This window comes from Phenylobacterium terrae (assembly GCF_042681205.1).
Classification (GTDB): Bacteria; Pseudomonadota; Alphaproteobacteria; order Caulobacterales; family Caulobacteraceae; genus Phenylobacterium; species Phenylobacterium terrae.
The window spans coordinates 589,647-610,986 of record NZ_JBHUEY010000001.1 but is presented as its reverse complement, the minus strand read 5'-3'; the positions used below and the strand labels follow the sequence as shown (position 1 = coordinate 610,986).

Annotated in this window: 23 protein-coding genes; 5 read left to right on the top strand and 18 right to left on the bottom strand. The window is 70.5% G+C overall.

The features are described from left to right. Positions 1-14: 14 nt before the first annotated feature. The 4 genes from ACFSC0_RS03000 to ACFSC0_RS02985 all read right to left on the bottom strand — a co-directional run bounded on the left by ACFSC0_RS03000 (position 15) and on the right by ACFSC0_RS02985 (position 2,386). On the bottom strand, positions 15-566 hold the full coding sequence (locus ACFSC0_RS03000) for a hypothetical protein (RefSeq protein ID WP_377280592.1): 552 nt from the start codon (positions 564-566) through the stop codon (positions 15-17). Then, positions 563-1,273, bottom strand: a complete 711-nt coding sequence (locus ACFSC0_RS02995) for a C39 family peptidase (RefSeq protein WP_377280593.1) — start codon at positions 1,271-1,273, stop codon at positions 563-565. The genes ACFSC0_RS03000 and ACFSC0_RS02995 overlap by 4 nt, the downstream gene beginning before the upstream one ends. A 10-nt stretch (positions 1,274-1,283) precedes the next feature. Beyond that, positions 1,284-1,673, bottom strand: coding sequence for a hypothetical protein (locus ACFSC0_RS02990; protein WP_377280594.1), 390 nt, complete (start codon positions 1,671-1,673; stop codon positions 1,284-1,286). A 104-nt stretch (positions 1,674-1,777) separates the two neighbouring features. Continuing rightward, positions 1,778-2,386: a hypothetical protein gene (locus tag ACFSC0_RS02985; RefSeq protein WP_377280595.1), complete on the bottom strand. Its 609-nt coding sequence runs from the start codon at positions 2,384-2,386 to the stop codon at positions 1,778-1,780. A gap of 512 nt (positions 2,387-2,898) precedes the next feature. Between ACFSC0_RS02985 and clpB the strand changes: the two genes are divergently transcribed. Continuing rightward, positions 2,899-5,469 carry an ATP-dependent chaperone ClpB gene (gene clpB / locus ACFSC0_RS02980; protein WP_377280596.1) on the top strand — a complete coding sequence of 857 codons (2,571 nt, stop codon included), beginning with the start codon at positions 2,899-2,901 and terminating at the stop codon, positions 5,467-5,469. Between the two features lie 175 nt (positions 5,470-5,644). Here clpB and ACFSC0_RS02975 read toward each other — a convergent pair whose 3' ends face one another. The 6 genes from ACFSC0_RS02975 to ACFSC0_RS02950 form a co-directional block, all read right to left on the bottom strand. After that, a complete protein-coding gene (locus ACFSC0_RS02975) occupies positions 5,645-6,019 on the bottom strand; it encodes a hypothetical protein (protein WP_377280597.1) in 375 nt (124 codons plus the stop codon). Between the two features lie 103 nt (positions 6,020-6,122). Beyond that, a complete protein-coding gene (locus ACFSC0_RS02970; RefSeq protein WP_377280598.1) occupies positions 6,123-6,653 on the bottom strand; it encodes a hypothetical protein in 531 nt (176 codons plus the stop codon). A 48-nt stretch (positions 6,654-6,701) separates the two neighbouring features. After that, on the bottom strand, positions 6,702-7,124 hold the full coding sequence (arfB, locus tag ACFSC0_RS02965) for an alternative ribosome rescue aminoacyl-tRNA hydrolase ArfB (protein WP_377280599.1): 423 nt from the start codon (positions 7,122-7,124) through the stop codon (positions 6,702-6,704). A 66-nt stretch (positions 7,125-7,190) separates the two neighbouring features. Then, complete coding sequence (locus ACFSC0_RS02960; protein ID WP_377355063.1) at positions 7,191-7,778, bottom strand: DUF4893 domain-containing protein; 588 nt, start codon at positions 7,776-7,778, stop codon at positions 7,191-7,193. A 5-nt stretch (positions 7,779-7,783) separates the two neighbouring features. Then, the gene (locus tag ACFSC0_RS02955; protein ID WP_377355062.1) at positions 7,784-8,254 is read right to left on the bottom strand and encodes a 5' nucleotidase, NT5C type; all 471 of its coding nucleotides are present in this window, start codon (positions 8,252-8,254) and stop codon (positions 7,784-7,786) included. 39 nt (positions 8,255-8,293) lie between these two features. After that, complete coding sequence (locus tag ACFSC0_RS02950) at positions 8,294-8,776, bottom strand: Fur family transcriptional regulator (protein WP_377280602.1); 483 nt, start codon at positions 8,774-8,776, stop codon at positions 8,294-8,296. A 104-nt stretch (positions 8,777-8,880) separates the two neighbouring features. Between ACFSC0_RS02950 and ACFSC0_RS02945 the strand changes: the two genes are divergently transcribed. Next, positions 8,881-10,920 carry a TonB-dependent receptor domain-containing protein gene (locus ACFSC0_RS02945; RefSeq protein WP_377280603.1) on the top strand — a complete coding sequence of 680 codons (2,040 nt, stop codon included), beginning with the start codon at positions 8,881-8,883 and terminating at the stop codon, positions 10,918-10,920. A 36-nt stretch (positions 10,921-10,956) separates the two neighbouring features. On the opposite strand, the gene ACFSC0_RS02940 is transcribed toward ACFSC0_RS02945, so the two are convergent. From ACFSC0_RS02940 to ACFSC0_RS02930, 3 genes are all read right to left on the bottom strand, one after another. Then, positions 10,957-11,910, bottom strand: coding sequence for a DUF4167 domain-containing protein (locus tag ACFSC0_RS02940; protein ID WP_377280604.1), 954 nt, complete (start codon positions 11,908-11,910; stop codon positions 10,957-10,959). A gap of 264 nt (positions 11,911-12,174) precedes the next feature. Beyond that, on the bottom strand, positions 12,175-13,044 hold the full coding sequence (gene prmC, locus ACFSC0_RS02935) for a peptide chain release factor N(5)-glutamine methyltransferase (RefSeq protein ID WP_377280605.1): 870 nt from the start codon (positions 13,042-13,044) through the stop codon (positions 12,175-12,177). Continuing rightward, positions 13,035-13,832, bottom strand: coding sequence for an MOSC domain-containing protein (locus ACFSC0_RS02930; protein WP_377280606.1), 798 nt, complete (start codon positions 13,830-13,832; stop codon positions 13,035-13,037). The genes prmC and ACFSC0_RS02930 overlap by 10 nt, the downstream gene beginning before the upstream one ends. 94 nt (positions 13,833-13,926) lie before the next feature. Here ACFSC0_RS02930 and ACFSC0_RS02925 point away from each other — a divergent pair, with 94 nt between their 5' ends. After that, the gene (locus ACFSC0_RS02925; RefSeq protein ID WP_377280607.1) at positions 13,927-15,210 is read left to right on the top strand and encodes a YihY/virulence factor BrkB family protein; all 1,284 of its coding nucleotides are present in this window, start codon (positions 13,927-13,929) and stop codon (positions 15,208-15,210) included. Here ACFSC0_RS02925 and prfA read toward each other — a convergent pair. Next, entirely contained in the window at positions 15,168-16,244 is a 1,077-nt protein-coding gene (gene prfA, locus ACFSC0_RS02920; RefSeq protein WP_377280608.1) for a peptide chain release factor 1, read from the bottom strand. The two genes, ACFSC0_RS02925 and prfA, sit on opposite strands and share 43 nt — an antisense overlap. 96 nt (positions 16,245-16,340) lie before the next feature. On the opposite strand from prfA, the gene ACFSC0_RS02915 reads away from it, so the two are divergent. Next, positions 16,341-16,667 carry an ArsR/SmtB family transcription factor gene (locus tag ACFSC0_RS02915; protein WP_377280609.1) on the top strand — a complete coding sequence of 109 codons (327 nt, stop codon included), beginning with the start codon at positions 16,341-16,343 and terminating at the stop codon, positions 16,665-16,667. Between the two features lie 124 nt (positions 16,668-16,791). After that, on the top strand, positions 16,792-17,370 hold the full coding sequence (locus tag ACFSC0_RS02910) for a pyridoxamine 5'-phosphate oxidase family protein (protein WP_377280610.1): 579 nt from the start codon (positions 16,792-16,794) through the stop codon (positions 17,368-17,370). A gap of 132 nt (positions 17,371-17,502) precedes the next feature. On the opposite strand, the gene ACFSC0_RS02905 is transcribed toward ACFSC0_RS02910, so the two are convergent. The 4 genes from ACFSC0_RS02905 to ACFSC0_RS02890 form a co-directional block, all read right to left on the bottom strand. Further along, entirely contained in the window at positions 17,503-17,796 is a 294-nt protein-coding gene (locus ACFSC0_RS02905) for a hypothetical protein (protein ID WP_377280611.1), read from the bottom strand. Between the two features lie 88 nt (positions 17,797-17,884). After that, positions 17,885-18,343, bottom strand: a complete 459-nt coding sequence (locus tag ACFSC0_RS02900; RefSeq protein WP_377280612.1) for a hypothetical protein — start codon at positions 18,341-18,343, stop codon at positions 17,885-17,887. Between the two features lie 81 nt (positions 18,344-18,424). Next, complete coding sequence (gene ispG / locus ACFSC0_RS02895) at positions 18,425-19,564, bottom strand: flavodoxin-dependent (E)-4-hydroxy-3-methylbut-2-enyl-diphosphate synthase (protein ID WP_377280613.1); 1,140 nt, start codon at positions 19,562-19,564, stop codon at positions 18,425-18,427. Positions 19,565-19,627: 63 nt separating this feature from the next. Then, positions 19,628-21,298, bottom strand: coding sequence for a M57 family metalloprotease (locus ACFSC0_RS02890; RefSeq protein ID WP_377280614.1), 1,671 nt, complete (start codon positions 21,296-21,298; stop codon positions 19,628-19,630). Positions 21,299-21,340: the final 42 nt, after the last annotated feature.

Sequence of the window (21,340 nt, the reverse complement as noted above, 5' to 3'; positions counted from 1 at the left end):
TGATGGGGCCTGGCCTACGGAACCGAGCTCCGCAGCGCGTTGGCCAGCGCGTCCTGGATGCGCAGGTCGGTCTGCTCGGTCTGGAACTGCTGCTGGAAGCGCTGCAGCTCGGGGATGTCGAGGATCACCTCGGTCTCCAGCCGGATGTCCTGGTTCGAGGCGGTGTTGACCAGCAGGTTGCCGATGCGGTCTTGGGTGAAGCTGTTCAGCACGGCGGTGAAGCCGTCCGGGTTCTCCAGGATCAGCCCGATCCAGTCGTCGCTGACGTTGAGGCCCAGCCGGGCCGCGGCGGCCTGCGCGTCAGGCGTCGGCTGGCCGACGGTGATCTCCCGCACGATCCCCTGTTCGGCCCAGGTGAGGCGGCTCTCCAGGGTCAGCTCGCCGCCCACATAGGTGCGGACGACGGCGCCGAGGCCGACCTCGTAGCCGAGCGGCGTGAGGATGCCGGCCCGGCGAAGCGCCATCTCGGCGTCCGACAAGGGCGAACGCGCCTGGGCCGGCGTGGCGGCGATGAGCCCGGCCGCCAGGGTCGCGGCGAGCGCGAGGGTCTTCAGGCGTTGGGTCATTGGAGGTTGAACACCGGGGTGATCTGGTAGCGTGGGGGGAGCTCGCGGGTCAGGGCGGCCAGGGAGTCGTCGGGCAGCCGCTGGTCCAGGGCGAAGGCGCCGTAGGGCCGCCACTCGGCCTCGCGGTTGAACGGCGGCCGTCCGGCCTGCTCGATGGTCAGGATCACCGGCTGCCAGATCGCCGTGAACTCCTTGGCGCTGTAGGTGCGCAGGCCCTGGGCCGGATCGCCGACCAGCACCTGGCCGTCCCGCGCGCCCTTCACCACCACGAAGTGACGGTAGTCGCCCAGGTCGATGATGGTGATCATCGGCTCCTTCGAGGCCAGCAGCTCGGCCAGGCTGATCTGGTAGCCCTCGGCCTTGTAGCCGAGGCTCTCCAGGTAGCGTTTCATGTCGAGCAGCGAGAAGCCGACCTTCTGGATCTTGGCCTGGTCGCCGACGTCCCACATGGCCTTGAAGATCTCGGCCTCGCCTACCGGCCGGCCGTAGTGGTAGCGCAGCAGGGTGGCGAGCGAGGCCGACCCGCAGCTGTAGTCGTACTGCTGGCGCACCACCGTCTTGAAGCGGATGTCCCGGAAGGTGGTGACCGGCACGTTCAGCGGCGAGCCGCGGTCGAACAGGGCGACCTGGGCCGCGGCCGGGACGGGGGCTGCGAGCGCCAGCGCCGCGCAGGCGGCGCCGAGCCCGATCAGGTGAGGCTTGGACATGGCCGCACCCTCACAGTTCCGGCCCGCCGACGACCGTGACCAGAACGCTGCCCTGCAGGTTGCTGTTGGCGCCGGTGTTGATGACCACGTTCCCGACGCCGCTGAAGTTGTCGAGCGCCCCGTCGGAGAAGTTGACGTCGCCCGAGAGCAGGTCCCCGCCGATGGAGTTGCCGCTGGCGGTGGCGGTGAGCGTCTGGGTGGCCTGCACCTGGACGCCGGCGTCCTGGCCGCCGTTGTAGGCCGACAGCTCCGCCTCCGGCAGCAGCCGGCGCTGCGGCGCTGGGTCGGGCGCCGGCTGTGCGGCGACGGCCGGCGCAGCCTCTTCGGGTCCGGACGCCAGCGCGGGGCGGCCGCCCACGACGGCCGCCAGGGCGGCGGCCGCGACTATCGCATGCCTCATCATCGTCCCGTCGGGAGCCATAGGGGCCCCCGCCTTCCGATCGTCTGAGTTGACCGGGCCGGCCGCAGGGGCCGGCCCGGCGGGCTCGTTCGAACAGGCCGCCCTTACGGGCTGCCGAAGGTGATGTCGGCGTTGGCCGAGATGCCGCTCGCCGACTGGACGTTGGCTGCGAAGCCGGTGTTCGAGCCGGTCACGTGGACGCCGGCCGAACCGGAGAAGGAGTCGCCGCTGTGGGCGACGTCGCCGGTCTCGAACGCGCCGTTCTGGTCGCCCGTGGTCGGGGCGGCGAACGACACGGCCGTGCCCGTCACCGAGCCGGTCAGGGTCTGGGTCGACAGGCTTGTCCGGTGGGACGAGGAGTCGTTGTAGGAGTCGTTGATCGAGTTGTCCGACCTGTCCGAGTTGTCGGAGTTGTTGGTGTTGTCGACCCGGACGCTGTTGTCCGAGTTGTTCGTGTTGTCGGTGTTGTACGAGTCTTCGATGCTGTTGTCGGTGTTGCCTGAGTCATTCGTGGAAGCATCGATATCGACGTCGCCGACATTGGTGCTGTTGTCGGTGTTGCCGGAGTCGTTGGTCGAGGCGTCGACGTCGACATCGCCGACGTTGGTGCTGTTGTCGGAGTTGTCTTCGGTCGAGTTGTCGTTGAAGCCGTTGGTGATCGCCGACGTGTTGATGTCGCCGCCGACTTCTTGGGCGTAAGCGGACGTAGCCATTCCCATAGCGAGGGCGGCGACAGACGCCGCCGCGACAAGCGCGTTCCTCATGGCCTGCTCCTGGATTCCGATGTGAGCTGGAGTTGCCCTCCCCAGTGCCCGCGCAACCTACACCCACTGCGACAACTTGCATCACTAAGTTTTCGCCAAAAAATTGTGAATATGGTCAAGCTTGAGATAAGTCGCCAAGGCGTTCAGCCGCGCCGAATAGCTGGATGCAAGGATCGAATACATGATCTTGGGCTAGGATAAGCGCGGCTGTATACCTATTGGTCTCGTCACGCGAAGCTCAGAATGGGTGCAGCTTGCTCACTTTGGGTATGGCCGCGCCCGGCCCACCGCCGCGGGAGCTGCGCCGTCGCGTCGTCGCGGCCTCGCGGCGGTCCCTGAAGCGAGGCGGGGCCCGGCGGCCGCTGGCCTTGTGTGGCGCATCTGCCACACTACATCCACCCCAGGTCCTGGCCGCGCTTAGTCAAGGCGGTCCGGCCCATCCGCCTATTCGAGGGGACAGAATGAACATCGACCTCTACTCCGACCGCGCCAAGCAGGCGATCCAGTCGGCCCAGAGCCTGGCGCTCGCGCGCCGTCACCAGCAGCTCGGCCCCGAGCACATCCTGAAGGTGCTGCTCGAAGAGAAGGACGGGCTCTCCCGCGCCCTGATCCAGAGCGCCGGCGGCCGGCCCGACGAGGCCGACAAGGCCGTCGAGGCCCTGCTCGCCAAGCTGCCCAAGGTCGAGGGGGGCTCGGGCCAACTCTACATGAAGCCCGACACCGCCCGGGTGTTCGTCAAGGCCGAGGAAGAGGCCAAGAAGGCCGGGGACGCCTTCGTCACCACCGAGCGACTGCTGATCGCCATCGCCCAGGAAGGCGGCGAGGCCGCCACGGCGCTGAAGAGCGCCGGCGCCACGCCCAAGGGGCTCGAGGAGGCCGCCCAGGCGGTCCGCAAAGGCCGCACGGCCGACAGCGCCTCGGCCGAGGAAGGCTACGACGCGCTCAAGCGCTACGCCCGCGACCTGACCCAGGCCGCCCGCGACCAGAAGCTGGACCCGGTGATCGGCCGCGACGAGGAGATCCGCCGCACCATCCAGGTCCTGTCGCGGCGCACCAAGAACAACCCCGTGCTGATCGGCGAGCCCGGCGTCGGCAAGACCGCCATCGTCGAGGGCCTGGCCCTGCGCATCGTCAACGGCGACGTGCCCGAGAGCCTGAAGGACAAGAAGCTGCTGGCCCTCGACATGGGCTCGCTGATCGCCGGCGCGAAATACCGCGGCGAGTTCGAGGAGCGGCTGAAGGCGGTGCTCAACGAGGTCACCGCCGCCGAGGGCTCGATCATCCTGTTCATCGACGAGATGCACACCCTGGTCGGGGCCGGGAAGACGGAAGGGGCGATGGACGCCTCCAACCTGCTCAAGCCCGCCCTGGCCCGCGGCGAGCTGCACTGCGTCGGGGCGACCACGCTCGACGAGTACCGCAAGCACGTGGAGAAGGACGCCGCGCTGGCGCGCCGCTTCCAGCCGGTGTTCGTCAACGAGCCGACGGTGGAGGACACCGTCTCCATCCTGCGCGGCCTGAAGGAGAAGTACGAGGTGCACCACGGCGTGCGCATCTCCGACAGCGCCATCGTCGCGGCGGCCACGCTCTCCAACCGCTACATCTCCGACCGCTTCCTGCCCGACAAGGCCATCGACCTGGTGGACGAGGCCGCCAGCCGGGTGCGCATGGCCGTCGACTCCAAGCCCGAGGAGCTGGACGAGATCGACCGCCGCATCGTGCAGCTGAAGATCGAGCGCGAGGCCCTCTCGAAGGAGACCGACGCCGCCTCCAGGTCGCGCCTCGAAAAGCTCGAGGAGGAGCTCGACGACCTGGAAGGCCAGTCCGCCGAGATGACCTCCCGCTGGCGCGCCGAGAAGGACAAGCTGTCCTCGGCCGCCCAGGCCCGCGAGGCCCTGGACCGGCTCCGGGCCGAGCTCGTCGCCGCTCAGCGGCGCGGCGACCTGCAGCGCGCCTCCGAGATCGCCTACGGGGAGATCCCGCAGCTCGAGAAGCGGCTGGCCGACGAGGAGGCCGCCGGCAAGGACGCCCTGACCCCCGAAGTCGTCGACGCCGAGCAGATCGCCGCCGTCGTCTCCCGCTGGACCGGCGTGCCCGTGGAGAAGATGCTCGAGGGCGAGCGCGAGAAGCTGCTGTCCATGGAGGACGCCCTGCGCAGGCGGGTCGTCGGCCAGGAGGAGGCGCTGGTCGCCGTCTCCGACGCGGTGCGCCGCGCCCGCGCGGGCCTGAAGGACCCCAACCGGCCGATCGGCTCGTTCCTGTTCCTGGGCCCCACCGGCGTCGGCAAGACCGAGCTCACCAAGGCTCTGGCCGAGTTCCTGTTCGACGACGAGGCGGCGGTCACCCGCCTCGACATGAGCGAGTACATGGAGAAGCACTCGGTCAGCCGGATGATCGGGGCGCCTCCCGGCTACGTCGGCTACGACGAGGGCGGGGCGCTGACCGAGGCCGTGCGTCGCCGACCCTACCAGGTGGTGCTGTTCGACGAGGTCGAGAAGGCCCACCCGGACGTCTTCAACGTGCTGCTGCAGGTGCTGGACGACGGCCGGCTGACCGACGGCCAGGGCCGCACCATCGACTTCCGCAACACGCTGATCATCATGACCTCCAACCTCGGCTCGGAATACCTGGCCGGCGGGGAGGACGTGGAGGCCGCGCGCCCGGCGGTGATGGAGGTCGTGCGCCGGCACTTCCGGCCTGAGTTCCTCAACCGGATCGACGAGCTGATCCTCTTCAAGCGGCTGGGGCGCGAGGAGATGGACGACATCGTCCGCATCCAGCTGGGCCGGGTGGAGAAGCTGCTCGCCGACCGCCGCATGGCGATCATGCTCGACGATGCGGCCCTGCACTGGCTGGGCGACAAGGGCTACGACCCGGTCTACGGCGCCCGCCCGCTCAAGCGCGTCATCCAGAAGGAGCTGGTCGACCCCGTCGCCCGCAAGCTGCTGTCGGGCGAGCTGGAGGACGGCTCGGCCATCCAGGTCACCGCCAACGGCGAAGGCCTGGAGATCGGCCGCGCGCACGTGCACTGACTCTCGCCTCTCCCCCGAGGCGCAGCAGAGGGGTGGAGCGGCCTGACGGAGCCTGAAGCGTCAGGTCGAGAGGCCTGTGCGGCCGCGCTCGGCCATCCGGTGCGGCCGCAGGGCCTCTGTCGCCCCTCTCCTCAATCCTCTCCCCTCGCCCTTCGGGTCGGGGGAGAGGAGGCTGTCACCAGCACCGCCGCTCGCGGATGCGGCCGTAGTACGGATCCCAGTAGGTCACCGTCCGGCACCGCTGCCGATAACGGTAGGGCGGGTAATGGTAGCCGTAGCGGGGGGCGTAGTAGCGCGGCGCATAGTAGGGCCGGCCGTAGTAGCGCCGGTCGTAGTAGCCCGGGCCGTAGTAGGGGCGATAGCCGTAGTCGTAGTAGCCGCGGCTGGACGCGCCCAGGGCGCCGCCGATGATCAGGCCGGCGATGCCGGCGGCGATCGCGTCATCGTCGTCGTCCACATGGTGCAGATACTGGGCGCTGGCCGCGCCAGGGGCGGCGATCCCGGCCGCCAGGGTCGCTGCGGCCGCGGCGGCCGCCAACAATCCACGCATCGGAGCCTCCTTCTGAAGGCGCAGTCCCTCTCGAAGGAATGAACGCACGGTCGCGCCTGCGGGTCCAGGGTCGCCGCGGCGACTCGGCGCCTGCGCGCAGGCCCTAGAGGTCGAGCGCGACCGGTCGGCCGCCGCGGGTCACGACCCGGCGCATGATCGCCATGCTGGGGCCGCTGCCGGCCGCGGGGCGGGCCATGGCGATCACGAACCACGACCCGTCGGGCAGGCCTGCGAAACTGAAGCGGTTGGCCGAGTCGCAGGTGGTGGTGCGCACAAAGCCCGAGTAGTCGGCGTTGGGCGCCGAGGGGGTGCGGGCGCGGACCTCGTCGGCCGGCAGGGCGGCGGCGGTGGCCGAGGCGTAGAGGATGCTCATCCGCCGCCGGGTCCAGGGCGTCTCCGGCGTCAGCACCACGCCGGAGCCCGAGCAGGTGAAGCGCGTCTGTCCCTGGCGGTAGACCAGCCGGCCGTCGATCCGGTTGCGGCCGGGGGCCTGCGACCAGGCGAAATCGGAGGGGTGGAACTCGGCCGGGCCGACGGGGCCTCGCGGACCCATCGGGGCTCCCGGACCGCCGGCGCAGGCGGCGAGGGTGGCGGCGGCGAGGGCGAGGGCGGGTAGGGCGCGGGTACGGGACATTTGGGAAAGGGTTATGGCAAGGCTGGGCCGGCGGGAAAAGGGGCGAATCTAATCATCGCGCCCAGGCTTGGCGCGCAGCGCCTTGACGCCGGAGCGGCGGGTCTTGGACTTCAGCCGCTCCATTTTCGAGGCGTAGGTGGGTTTGGTGCGCCGCCTGCGCTTGGGCCGGACGGCGGCCTTGCGGATCAGCTCGATCAGCCGTTCGCGCGCGTCCTGCCGGTTCAGCTCCTGGCTGCGGGCGTTCTGGGCGAACAGCACCAGCACCCCGTCCTGGGTCATCCGGCTGCCCGCCAGGCTGGTGAGCCGCGCCTTCACATCCTCCGGCAGGGACGGGGAGCCGCGCACGTCGAAGCGCAGCTCCACCGCGGTCGAGGTCTTGTTGACGTGCTGTCCGCCCGGACCGCTGGCGCGGACGGCCTTCTCGACGAGCTCGTCGTCCTCCAGGGCGATGGCGTCGGTGACCGGGATCATGGGCGACAGACTACCGCAGATTCTCCGACCTCTCCCTGCGCAGCAGGGAGAGAGGTCGGCGGCGGTTCAGCGCCGAAGTTCGATCAGGTCGAGGATGGACTGCTGCTTCGACCACGGCAGCACAAGCCGGTAGTGGTCTTCGCCCAGGCGCTCGAAGGCGCCGATCTGGTCCTGCGCCGGGTCGCGGCCGTAGCCGGCCTGGCCGCCCACATAGACCAGGCGCTTGGCGTTGTCCTCATAGAGGCGGCCCCAGGGACGCTGCGAGCCGGTGGTCTTCTCCAGCAGCAGCTCGCCGCCGGGCCCTTCCTCCACCTCGCAGCGGAACCAGTCGTAGGCCGCGAAGGCGGGGCCGTCGCCGCCCGGACTGCCGAGCTTCACCGTCCGGCAGTAGTAGGCGCCGGCCGCCGGGCGCGAGCCGCGCAGCGCCGCCTTCGGCTCGACGAGCAGGCCCAGGCTGGCGAGTCCCGGACGGTGGTTCCGGCGGGCCTGGCGCAGGGCCTCGCTCCAAGCCTGGTCGATGCGGGCCAGACGGCGGGCGTCCTCGGCGCTGGCCTCGGCGCGCCAGTCGTCCGGCTCGGCGCGCGCGACCGGACCCAGCTGGATACCCGCGTAGAAGGCCGCGGCGGCGCACGCCGCGTGGATCGTCTTCTTCACCGGCATCAGAGCATGCCCAGCGCTTTCAGCGCCTCGATCGATTGCCTGGCTGAGCTGTGATGCACGAAGACGCCCCCCGCCTCTTCCCATAGGCGCCGATACTTGTCCTTGTCATCCACCAGCACGTCGCCGGGATGACAGTGCTCGCGTTTGAGCGCCGCGCTGGTGGTGATCACGGGCACGCCGGGGAAGTGCCGCTCGGCCCAGCGGCGCTTCTGGGGCTCGGCCCAGTTGCCCCTGGGCAGGCCGGTCAGGATGATCGGGTTCAGGGCCTTCACGGCGTCATAGAGCTCCATGGCGTCGGGCATCAGGGGCAGGTCGGCGAAGAAGTCGGGAGTGTTCGCCAGACGCTTCCAAAAGGCGCCCAAACCATGGCGCTTCTCGAACCTTTCCGGGGTCGCGCCCAGGATTTCGGTGGCTCTGCGGTCGAAATCGGCGAGCACGCCGTCGCAGTCCAGATACAGCTGTCTACGCATACGGGTGGTGCTAACGCGCCTGCAGCCTGCGGGTTCGATTCAGGCGCCCTGGCATTCGGCGCACAGCCCGCGGGCCTCCAGGGTGACGGAGCGGACCGCATAGCCGGCGGTCTCGGCGGCGGCGAGCTGGGCGGAGAAGTCGGGCTGGAATTCCTCGGCCGCCCCGCAGCAGTCGCAGATCAGGAAGGCGGCGCTGTGCCGGTCGGACTCCATCCGGCAGGGCACATAGGCGTTCAGGCTCTCGATCCGGTGGGCGAAGCCCAGCCGCTCGAGGAACTCCAGGGCCCGGTAGACGGTCGGCGGCTTGGCCGGCTCGCCCGCGTCGCCGTAGGCGGCGATCAGGTCGTAGGCCTTCAGCGGCCCCTCGGCGCCGAGCAGCAGCTCCAGCACCCGCCGCCGCGGCGGGGTCAGCCGCTCCTGTTCGGCCGCGCAACGGGCCTCGGCCGCACCCAGGGCGGCCGTGAGCTCGGCCCCGTGGATGCCGGGTCGCGCTCCGTGGTCGTGGCGGCAGGCCTCGCTCATGATCCCTTTCGCTAACCCCGTGCGGCCCCCGCCGCAACAGGCTTGACGGCCCGTTATGTTATTTCATAACACCACGGCTCGCAACTCGCCCGAGGGTCATCCGCATGCGCAAGCTCATCTGGTTCGCCGCGTCCGCCCTGGTCGGCGGCCCGGCCCTGGCCCAGCCGGCGCAGGTGTCCGAAGTGGTGGTCTCCGGCGCGCCCTATGCGGTGCCGATCGAGGCGACGACGGCCAGCGTCGACGTGTTGCGGCGCGAGGCGCTGGACTTGGCGCCCCCGGCGGGGCTGGGCGAGACCCTGGCCGGACTGCCCGGCATGCGCTCCACCTTCTTCGGCCCGGGCGCCAGCCGGCCGGTGATCCGCGGTCTGGCCGGCCCGCGGGTGCTGGTGCTCAACAATGGCATCGGCCTCATCGACGCCTCGGCCCTATCCCCCGACCACCAGGTGGCGACCGACCCGCAGGAGGCGACGCGCATCGAGGTGCTGCGCGGATCGGCCGCGCTGCTCTACGGCGGCTCGGCCATCGGCGGCGTGGTCAACATCATCGACGACCGCATCCCCGAGGCGCGGGTGGACGGCGTCGACGGCCGGCTGCTCGGCGCGGTCTCCAGCGTCGACGACGGAGCCATGGCTTCCGGTGCGGTGAAGTTCGGCCTCGGCGATTTCGTGCTCAGCTTCGACGCGCTGCGGCGCGAGAGCGGGGACTACGAGGTCCCGGCGCCGGCGGAATCCCGCCGCCAGCTCGAGGCGGACGGCGAGGCCTGGCCAGGCCCGGTGGACGACGTCGTCGAGAACATGTCGGTGGAGCTCACGGCGTACGGCGCCGGCCTGTCCTGGATCGGCGAGCGCGGGTTCCTCGGCGCGTCGGTCAAGCGGACCGAGACGAGCTACGGCGTTCCGGGCCACGTACATGAGCACGAGGAAGACCACGACCACGAAGATCACGAAGATCATGAGGAGGACGCAGAGCACGCGGCGGGCGAAGGCGTCGTCATCGACCTGAAGCAGACGCGCGTCGATCTGCGCGGCGGCGTCACCGCCGACTTCGGACTCTTCGAGCGCCTGCGCCTGTCGGCCGGCTTCGCCGACTACGAGCATGTGGAGATCGAGGACGGCGCGCCGGCGACCCGGATCGCCTCCGACGGCGCCGAAGGGCGGCTGGAGCTGGTCCAGCCCGAGCGCGACGGCTGGCAAGGGGCCGTGGGCCTGCAGGCCCTGCAGAAGTCGATCTCCACCGAGGGAGCCGAGGCCTTCATCCCGCCGGTCGACATCTCCGAGGTGGGACTTTTCACGCTCCAGCGGCTGGACCGCGAGGGATGGGGCCTCGAGGGCGGGATCCGCGTGGATCGCCGCGAGCTGGAGAGCCCGGCGGGATCGCGCGACTTCACCAATGTCTCGGCCAGCGTCGGCGCCTTCCTCAGGCCCGCCGACGGCCTGTTCCTGGGGACGTCGCTGACCCGCACCGCCCGCGCGCCGACCGAGACGGAACTGTTCGCCAACGGCGTCCACGCCGCCACCCGCGCCTTCGAAGTGGGCGATGCGAGCCTTGACTCCGAGGTCGCCTACGCGCTCGACGCGACGCTGCACTATTCGCGCGGGCCCTGGAGCAGCGACCTGCATCTGTTCGGCGCGCGCTACGAGGGGTTCATCGACCTGCGCCCCACCGGCGAGGCCGACGAGGAGGGGACGCCCGTCTTCGCCTACCGCCAGACCGACGCCGAGTTCTGGGGGGCGGAGGCCGAGCTCGGCTACCGCCTCTGGGAAGACGCCGGTCGCAGCTTTACCCTCGAACTCGCCGCCGACTATGTGCGCGGCGAGACCGACCTTGGCCCGCCGGCCCGCATCCCGCCGTGGTCCGCGACCGCCCGCGGCGTCTTCGAAGGCGGCTGGTGGACCGGCAGGCTGGAGCTGCGCCAGGTGGGCGAGCAGATGCGCGTCGCCGCGTTCGAGCTGCCGACCGACGGCTACCGGATGCTCAACGCCTCGCTGGTCGTCCGGCCGCTCAAGGACAACGACGGCTTCAAGGTCTTCGCCGAGGCGCGGAACATCAACGACGCCGAGGCGCGCGAGCACGCCTCCTTCCTGAAGGACCTCGCCCCGCTTCCGGGGCGCAGCTTCAGGCTGGGCGTGGGGTACAGGTTCTGATGACCTCGCCCTCCCCATGAAGGGGAGGGAAGGAGATCAGACCTCTTCGGCCTCGGTGGTCGGCGGCGCGCCTTCGGAGCCGGCCTCGAAGCTGCGGGGCGCCCGGCGGCGGCGCGGGCGCTTGGCCGGCGCTGCGCCTTCCTCGGCCTCCGGCGTTTCGGCGCGCGGCGCGACCGAGGACTGCAGGAAGGCCGGGGCGTGGCTTTCGCCGCCTTCGGCGTCGCGCAGCATCGGCGAGGGGCGCTCCTCGGCGGCCACCAGCGGCGTCGCCTGCGGCTCGGTCACCGGCAGCGGATCGCGTTCGGGCCGGTCGCTCCGCTCGCGGCGCTCACCGCCGCGGTCCCGGTCGCCACGATCGCGGTCGTCACGGTCCCGGCGGCCTTCGAAGCGGTCGCGGGAGCGGTCGTCGCGCGGGCGGTCGTCACGTTCGCCGCGGTCGCGGCGGCCCTCGAAGCGGTCGCCCCGGCGCTCGTCGCGTTCGCCGCGGTCCCGATCGCGACCGTCACGGTCGCGGCCGTCGCGGTCACGGCCCTCGCGGTCACGCCCGTCCCGGTCGCGGCCCTGCCAGCCGCCGCGCTCGCGGCCGTCCCCGTCGGCCTCGGTCGCTTCGGCGCCTTCCTGGGCGGCGTCGGCCTCGGCGTTCGCCTGGGCGCCGCTCTCGTCCTCGAAATCGATGTCGATGCCGGACGTGAACTGGTCGCGGCCAAGAATCTCGCTGGCCGAGCGCTGCGGCTGCATGGCGCGCAGCAGGCGGAAGTAGTGCTCGGCGTGCTGCAGGTAGTTCTCCGCCAGCACGCGGTCGCCCGCCGAACCGGCGTCGCGCGCCAGCTGCTGGTATTTCTCGAACACGTGCTGGGCGTTGCCGCGCACCTTCACGCCGTCGGGCCCGTTGGAGTCGAAAGCCCGGTTGGCGTTCTGCTGTGGCTTGCCACCGCCGCCGCCCCCGCGATTGCGGCCGCGCTGACGCTTCATACCCTTGAAATCTCTCATTCGTCGCTGACCGTCTCGGGCGCTGCGCTCATGGGGAACTAAGGCGCTGGGACCCGTGTGGTTCTGATCGGAGCGGGCGATTGCGGCCCAATATTCCGTGTGTTGATGAGCAGGTTTCCCCGTCTTCCAACCTGGCTTGAGGAGGCGCGCGTCACGCGAGGCTTGCGGGCTCGCGCCTGCCGGAGCGGTCTGGCGCCTCTATTCGGGACGCTTGAACCTGATGCACCGGCCAATTGGGGTGGAGACAGTTTCTGATGTAGCGATTCAGCGGCCCGTTTCCAAGGTCTTTTTCGCGCCCGCCACGACACGATCGTGATCGGCCAGGTCCTTCAGCGTCCGGACCTCGACGGCGCCGGCCTCCCGGAACAGCGCCTCGACCGGCGCCTTCTGGTCGTAGCCGATCTCCACCGCGAACCGGCCGCCCGGCTTCAGCACCCTCAGGATCTCGGGCGCGAGGCGGCGGTAGGCCTCCAGGCCGTCCGGGCCGCCGTCCAGCGCCAGGCGGGGCTCGTGGTCGCGCACCTCCGGCTCCAGGGTCTCGATGACGTCGGTGGCGATGTAGGGCGGATTGGAGACCACCAGGTGGAAGTTCTCGTCCGCCAGGCCTTCGGTCCAGTCGCCGCGCAGCAGCGCGACGCGGCCGGCCAGGCCCAGGTTGGCGGCGTTCTCCCGGGCCACCGCCAGCGCCTCCTCGGAGACGTCGACGCCGAGGCCCCGGGCGAACGGCCGCTCGGCCAGGATGGCCAGCAGGATGGCGCCCGAGCCGACGCCCAGGTCCAGCACGTTGAACACCTGGTGCTCGCCGAAGTCCTTCAGCGCCAGGTCGACGATGGTCTCGGTGTCGGGGCGGGGCGTCAGCACGTCCGGCGTGACCCGCAGCATGATCTTCCAGAAACCGCGGCGGCCGAGGATGTGGCTGACCGGCTCGCGCCGCTCGCGGCGCGCCAGGTAGTCGTCGAGCCGGGCCTCCTGATCGGGGGTCAGCGGCCGGTGCGGGTCGGTGAGGATGTCGATCCGCGCCGCGTCGGCGGCCGCCTCCACCAGCAGCCGCGCGTCGATCACCGGCCCGGCCAGGCCGGCGGCCTCCAGGCGGTTCTTGGCCGCGGACCAGGCCTGGACGAGGGTCAGGGGCAAGCTGCGTCTTCCGCTTTGGGCGCCGTCTCAGGGGCCGTGCAGGCGTCGCCGAGGCTGACCTGGCCGGCCTTGGTGACGTGAACGTAGATGCCGCAGTTCATGTGCCCGTAGGCGTCGTAGAGCCCCTTCACGAGGTCGATATCGCGCTCGGCCGTGTCGGGGTTCACGTGCGTCGCCGCACAGCGGACGATCGGCTTGAACACCTCGGCCTGCGCCCACCCCAGCATCAGCCGCCGGCCCTCCCAGTCGTTCTCGGCCCAGGCCGGCCAGCCCTCGACGTAGAGGTTGGCGCGGAACCGCAGCGGGTCGATGGGGACGCCCAGCCGGCTCTCCAGGTCGCGCACGCTGGCCAGGTTGATGATCGAGACGTGGCCGCGGGGGTGGTCGGTGAACCGGTGGCCGTCCACCGCCTCCACCACCCGCAGCGGCCCGCGGGCCTCCTCGCCAAGCAGGTCGGCCAGCCAGCGCGCGAAGGCTTCCCGGCCCGCCGGCTCGGCCAGCCGCTCGGCGAACATGGGCCGGCCCGGCGCCTGCGCCTGCAGCACGGTGGTGGCCGGATCGTAGCGGGTGCGGGCGCTGGCGACCTGCGGGATCGACATCAGCACCGTGAACTTCTGCTTGGGGATGAAGGCCGGCGCTGCGGGATCGTAGCCGGAGGGGCCGTTCTCCACCGCCCAGATGCGGTCGAAGGGGAAGGGCTGGCGCTCGGCGAGCTGCGCCGCCTGCACCGGCTCGGGCGTGAACCCCTTCACAGGGTGGCGGAACAGCGCTGCGACGAAGCCGGTCATCCCGGGTCTGTTGCCGCAAGACGGATCGGTCTACAAGGGAACGGCGACGCTTCGGTCAAGGTTGTTGCCGTCGCGGGGGAAGGGAGTTGCTCGCTTGCGACGAGACCAGGACCGGGCGCCTGGCCCGCAACAACGCGCCAGCCGTCTGCCCTCCTGGCTGCTGAACGCCGCCCCCTGGGTCGCCCTCGCCGCCACCACCGCCGCCCTGTTCTACCGCGAGCCGCCCAAGCCCCAGCCGGGGATGAGCCTGCAGCAGGTGCTCTCGCCCGAGGAGCACGAGCTGGCCGAGCCCGGCCGCGGCCGCATGGCCACCGCGCCGCACAAGATCCCGCCCAGGGGCTGGAAGGACATCCTCTGGCGCACCTACCAGGAGGTGACCCACGACCGGCTGAGCGCGGTCGCCGGCTCGGTCACCTTCTACACCCTGATGGCCATCTTCCCGGCGCTGGGGGTGTTCGCCTCGCTCTACGGCCTGTTCTCCGACGTGGAGCAGGTTCGCCAGCAGCTGGCGTCCCTCGCCACCGTCTTCCCCCGCAGCGTGCTCGACCTGATGGGCGACCAGATGATGCGGATGGCCACGCGGCGGCCGGTGAGCCTGTCGGCGGCGTTCGTGATCTTCCTCTTGGTGTCGGTGTGGAGCGCCAACGCCGGCGTCAAGGCGCTCGTGGACGGGCTCAACATCGCCTACGACGAGGTCGAGAAGCGCAACTACTTCCTGCGCTCGGCCCTGACCTACGCCTTCACCGCCGGCGCCCTGGTGTTCCTGACCCTGGTGACCGTCATCCTGGTCGCCGCGCCGATCGCCATCCGCAACCTCGGCTATCTGGAGCTGCTGGAGGCCTGGATCCCGCTGCGCTGGGGGCTGCTGCTGCTGCTGGCGGCGAGCGCCTTCTCCATCCTGTTCCGCTACGGCCCGTGCCGCACCCGGGCCAAGTGGCGCTGGGTGATGCTGGGCGGCTTCTTCGCCGCAGCCCTGTGGCTGGGCGGCTCGCTGGGCTTCTCGTGGTACCTCAACAACGTCGCCCACCTGGACGTGACCTACGGCTCCCTGGGGGCGGTCATCGCCTTCATGCTCTGGGTCTACGTCTCGGTGATGGCCGTGCTCATCGGAGCCGAGTTCAACGCCGAGATCGAGCACCAGACGGCGATCGACTCGACCAAGGGCCCGCCCCGGCCCCTGGGGCAGCGGGGGGCGGCCATGGCCGACACCGTGGGCCTGGCGCTGCGGGGCGGGCTGACCGCGGCGATCACCGCCGCCTGGCGCGGCGGGCGCCGCCACGCCGGCCGGGTGCACGGCTTCCTGCGCCGCAAGGGCGGCAAGCCGGACAAGGCCGATCAGGCCAGTTCGTCCTCCAAAGCCGCCAACCGCGCCGCCTGATCCTCGGCGATCAACGGGTCGATGATCTCGTCCAGGGCCTCGCCGGCCAGCACCTTGGGCAGGTTGTAGAGGGTCAGGTTGATGCGGTGGTCGGTGACCCGCCCCTGCGGGAAGTTGTAGGTGCGGATGCGCTCGGACCGGTCGCCCGAGCCGACCTGGCTCTTGCGGCTCTCGGCCCGTTCGGAATCGATCGCCTCGCGCTTCTGCTCGTAGAGCCTCGCCTGCAGCACCTTCATGGCGCGGGCGCGGTTCTGGTGCTGCGACTTCTCCGACGAGGTCACCACGATGCCGGTGGGCAGGTGGGTGATGCGCACGGCCGAGTCGGTCTTGTTGACGTGCTGACCGCCGGCGCCGCTGGAGCGGTAGGTGTCGATGCGGATGTCCGCATCGTTGATCTCGATCTCCACGTCCTCGGGCTCGGGCAGCACCGCGACGGTGGCGGCCGAGGTGTGGATCCGTCCGCCGGCCTCGGTCTCGGGCACCCGCTGCACCCGGTGGACGCCGCTCTCGAACTTCAGCCGGCCGAACACGCCCTCGCCGGTGATCGAGGCGATGATCTCCTTGTAGCCGCCCACCTCGCCTTCGGAGACGCTGTCGACCTCCACCCGCCAGCCGTGCAGCTGGGCGTAGCGTTGGTACATCCGGAACAGGTCGCCGGCGAACAGGGCCGCCTCGTCGCCGCCGGTGCCGGCGCGGACTTCCAGGATGGCCGAGGCGCTCTCGTCCTTGTCCTTCGGGGCCAGCAGCAGGGCGACTTCGCGCTCCAGGCCGGGCAGGCGCTCGTTCAGCGCGGCCAGCTCCTCGCGGGCGAGGTCGGCCATCTCACGGTCGCCGGACGCGGCCATCTCCTCCAGTTCGGGGGCCTCGGCGCGGACGCGGGCCAGGGCCTCGACGGCCTCGGCCACCGGCTTCAGCTCGGCATGCTCCTTGGCGAGGCGCACGATCTCGGCGCCGTCGGAGGCCGCGCCCATGCGCGCCTCGATCTCGCGGAAACGGTCGAGAACCTGGTCCAGTCTGGCCTGCGGTAGACGCAACGGCGGAACATCCTTTGATCGGTCGGGGCGGGAAGCTCCTCTAGCGTCCTTTGCGCCCGGTTTACAGCGGCGAAGGAGCGCGGCAGGTTCAACCGGATGGTTTTGCAAGACGCCGCCCTCGACGACGTGTTCCACGCCCTGGCCGACCCGACCCGGCGGGCGATGCTGAGGAGCCTGGCCGGCGCCGAGCGCAACATCACCGAGCTGGCCGCCCCGTTCCGGATGTCCTTCGCCGCCGCCTCAAAGCATGTGCGGGTGCTGGAGGCCGCGGGGCTGGTCCGCCGCCGGGTGGAGGGCCGCTCCCACCTGTGCCGGCTGGAGCCCAAGCCGCTCGCCGCCGCCGACGAATGGCTTCGCTACTACGAGCGGCTGTGGACCGACAGCCTCGATCGGCTGGACGATATCCTCGAGCAGGATCGGTGAAGGGTTGGGACGCGCAGCGGCCCGACCGGTCACCTCCCGCGGCGCCGGGTGACTGGTAGCGCCTGCGGCGCAACCAGTCACCGGAAAGGCTTGGTGGTAGACTGCCGCCCAGACGGAGGCGGCCATGTACCATCAGGGCAATCGCGAGCTTCAGGACCTGTTCGGCAGCCGGGCGCTGGCCGACCGGCTGGAGGAGAAGCTGCGGCGCGAACGGTTCACCGAGGCCGACGCCGCCTTCATCGGGGCGCAGAGCTTCTTCTTCCTGGCCACCGCCGACGCCGAGGGCCGCCCCGACTGCTCGTTCAAGGGCGGCGCGCCGGGCTTCGCGCGGGTCGAAGCGCCCGACCTGCTGGTGTTCCCCGACTATGACGGCAACGGGATGTTCAAGAGTCTGGGCAACCTGCGGGCCAATCCGCACGTGGGGCTGCTGTTCATCGCCATGGGCGAGAAGCCGGGGCGCCTGCGGGTGAACGGCCGGGCGGAGGTCGTGACGGACGATGCGCGGCTGGCGGACATGCCCGGCGGCCAGCTGCTGGTGAAGGTCACGCCGACCGACATCTTCCCCAACTGCCCACGCTACATCCCGCGCATGGAGCTGGTGGAGCCGTCCGCTTATGCGCCCAAGGCCGGCGCCGCTCCCGTGGAGCCGAAGTGGAAGGCCTTCCCCGACTTCGCCGACGTCGTGCCGCCGAGACGGCGGTGAGGCCGAATCCTCCCCCAGGGGAGGGGGACCTTCGAAGGCGGTGGAGGGGGTTCACGCGCGCCGAGTCAGCGCCCTTGAACCCCCTCAGTCAGCCTCGCTGACAGCTCCCCCTGTGGGGGAGCACCTTATTCGCTAGACCCGCACGCCCGAGATCGGGGCGGAGCCGAAGGCGCCGAGCTGGACGGTGCCGGTCATGTTGTCGCCGTTGACGGTCGCCTGGAACTCCAGGGTCATCGGCATCGGCTGGCTGATGTTGGTGCTCCAGGTCAGGGTGTCGCCGTTCACCTTGCCTTCGATCTTCTGCTCGCCCATGCGACCGCTGGTCGTGCCGGTGAAGGTGTCGCCGGAGGTGGTGATGTTGGCGTTCACCTCCTGGGCGCCCATGGGCGTGTTGATCGTGATCTTCCAGTTGCCGTCCGCGGACATGGGCATCCTCCGTTGTGGAGGCTGCAACTAAACAGTGCGGTGTTTCCGACGCAAGGGTGACGCTGGCGTCAACTTTGGCGATTGGCGGCTAGGCCGCCTCGTCCAGGCCGCCGATCCGGTGCAGGCTGTCCATCAGCTGGGCCAGGCCTCTGTAGCAGGCGGTCAGCGCTTCGATCATGTCGGGACGCGTGAACACCGCAGACGGGACGACGACGCCGGCCCCGACGCGTTCGACATAGCCCCGAGCGATCAGCCGCTCGAGGCAGGGTTCGAACACCGCCGGCGGCAGCCGGAGCCGAACCATCAGTTCGGCTTCTCCGATCGGCCGGCGCAGGCTGTCCGGGGGCAGGTCCAGCAGCTTGGCGTAGCGGTCGGTGTTCTCCAGGAGGTGCTCGGTATTGGCCGTCCAGACGCCGGCGTGAACCAGCGTCTCGATCATGTCGAAGCCCATCCGGTCGGCCAGATCGCCGAGGACCGTCAGGATGTCATGAGATGCGACCCGCACCGCCAGCCGGCGGTTGTCGACGAACGTATCGGAGGCGGTCACGGGCAGGCTCCAGGGCGGCTGCTTCGCAGCCTAGCGCCGGGGCCCTCGCTGTTTGGTTAACGAACCCTCGCTCGCCGAGCGCTATTCGGCGGCCGCCAGTTCGACCTTGCGGGCGGCCTCGATCTCGGCGGCCCGGGCCTCCACCAGCTCGACGATGTGGTCGACCATGCCGACGTTGTCCTGCTTGTGGTCCGGCCGGCCGGCGACATAGACCATGCCCGCCCCCTTGCCGCCGCCGGTGAAGCCGAGGTCGGTCATCAGCGCCTCGCCCGGGCCGTTCACCACGCAGCCGATGATCGAGAGGCTCATGGGCGTGGAGATGTGCGCCAGCCGCTGCTCGAGCTCGGTCACCGTCTCGATGACGTTGAACCCCTGCCGGGCGCAGGACGGGCAGGCGATGATGTTGACGCCGCGGTGGCGCAGGCCGAGCGACTTCAGGATGTCGAACCCGACCTTGATCTCCTCGACCGGGTCGGCGGCCAGGCTGACGCGGATGGTGTCGCCGATGCCTGCCCACAGCAGCGAGCCGATGCCGATGGCGCTTTTCACCGTGCCGGTGCGGGTCGCCCCGGCCTCGGTGACGCCGAGGTGCAGCGGGCAGTCGATGGCCTCGGCCAGCATCTGGTAGGCGGCCACGGTCATGAAGGCGTCGGAGGCCTTCACGCTGATCTTGAACTCGTGGAAGTCGTGGTCCTGCAGGATCCGGGCGTGGTTGAGGGCGCTCTCGACCATCGCCTCGGGGCAGGGCTCGCCGTAGCGCTCCAGCAGCTCGCGCTCCAGCGAGCCGGCGTTGACGCCGATGCGCATCGAGCAGCCGTGGTCGCGGGCGGCCTGGATGACCTCCCTCACCCGGGCGGGCGAGCCGATATTGCCGGGGTTGATCCGCAGACAGGCCGCGCCGGCCTGCGCCGCCTCGATCCCCCGCCGGTAGTGGAAGTGGATGTCGGCCACCAGCGGGACCTTGGCCGCCTTGGCGATCGCCTTGAAGGCGGCCGTCGACTCCTCGTCCGGGCAGGAGACGCGCACGATGTCGGCCCCGGCTTCCTCCAGCCGGCGGATCTGGTCGATGGTCGCGCCGGCGTCGGCCGTGACCGTGTTGGTCATCGACTGGACGGTGATGGGCGCATCGCCCCCCACCTCGACGTTCCCGACGCGGATCTTGCGCGACGGGCGGCGGTGGATCGCCCGCCAGGGGCGGTGATGGTTGGGGTCCTGGCTCATGACCGCCGGAAGGTAAGCCCTCGGTGTGAATTCTGAAAGACGGCCGGGCGGGCCGGCCGTCCTTTAGACGGCCAGGATCGAGCCGGCGGGCAGGGCGCCGGCGTTGACGTTCGCCAGGATCATCTGGTCGCCGCTGGCCAGGGCGATCACCGTGTCGGCGCCCTGCTGGAGGACGCTGAAGGTCGCGCCCGAGACGGTGACCTTGTCGCCCTCGGCGATGTTGAAGTCGCTCACCCGGTCGACGCCGCCCGCGGCAATCATGTGGAAGGTGTCCGCGCCGGTCCCGCCGGTCAGCTGGTCGTTTCCGCGGTCGCCGAGCAGCCAGTCGTCGCCGGCCTCGCCGAACAGCACGTCGTCCGACTGGCCGCCCAGGATGGTGTCGCGCCCGTCGCCGCCGTAGGCGGTGTCCGACGCCAGGTTGGCCACGATGTAGTCGTCGCCGCCCTCGCCGTGCAGCAGGTCGCCGTCCTGGCCGCCGACCACCCAGTCGCCGCCTTCGCCGCCCCAGAGGGTGTCCGAGCCCTGGTTGCCGTGCATGTAGTCCCAGGCGTCGCCGCCCCACAGCTGGTCGTTGCCGAAGCCGGCGGAAATCGAATCCTCGCCCCCGAAGCCGCTGATCCTGTCGTCGCCGGCGCCGCCCATCAGGACGTTTCTGAGGTGATTGCCGTAGAGGACGTCGGCGCCGGCGCCGCCGAAGCCGTTCTCGATGTCGGTCCCGATGGCGATCGCCACGTTGCCCTGCAGCCCGCCGGTGCTGGAGAAGTGGCCCTGGCGCAGGTCGATCGTCGCGTTGGAGACGTAGCCGGAGAAGTCGAAGGTGTCGTTCCCGCCGGCGTCCCAGGCGGCGAAGACCACGCGCTGGTTCGAGGCCGCCTCGAACCATGGCCGTCCGGCGTTGGAGTTGAAGCCGTAGACGGTGTCGCCGGTCCGGGTGGACATGTTGGCGCCGTACATCAGCTGCGCCGCGGCGATGTCGTCGAGCATCGGGGCCGCAGCGTACATCCCGCCGAAGTTGCCGCCGGTGTTGAACTCCGAGAAGTAGCTCATCACCGTGTACTGGCGGGTGTCCTCGGCGTAGTCGGCCTGACCCAGGTAGGTGTTGTTCGCGTCGGCGGTGGCGTCGTACTCCGACGGGTGGGCCAAGCCGATGGTGTGGCCGATCTCGTGCACCAGCACGTGCGCGCCGTAGTTGAACGTGGTCGGCGAGCTGTTGGACCCGGACTTGATGTTGATCCAGACGTCGCCCGAGGCCGAGCCCGCGCTGGTCCCGCCCGGGTAGTAGGCGAAGGCCGAGGCGCCGTCGGACCCGCTGTCGTAGTTGGCGAACAGGATGGTGGCGTCGTTGGTGTAGTCGCCCACGCGGACGAAGGTGATGCGCGCCACGTCCGACCAGGCGGCGAGCGCCAGTTCGGCCTGCTGGATCTGGGCGAAGTTGAAGCGCGAGAAGCCGCTGGTGTCGTCCGGCATCTTGGCCGGCGCATCGGCCCGGAAGCCGTAGGTGACGGTGAAGGGCACGCCCATGGAGCCCCAGCCGGGCTCGCCGCGGATGATCTGGTTCGCCGCCTGGGCGACCGTGTAGCTCACCTTGCCGCCGTCGGCTCCGCCGCGGGCGTCGGCGTTCAGGAAGGCGACAGGTTGCAGAGGCTCAACTGCCTCGACCGCCACCCCCGCGCACATGGGGCAGGCGCAGACGCGCGCATGGATCAGGCTGTCGGGAAGACGTTCGAAGGACATGGGAGCCGCATGATGCCGTATTTGAGTGCGTCCCCCGATCGC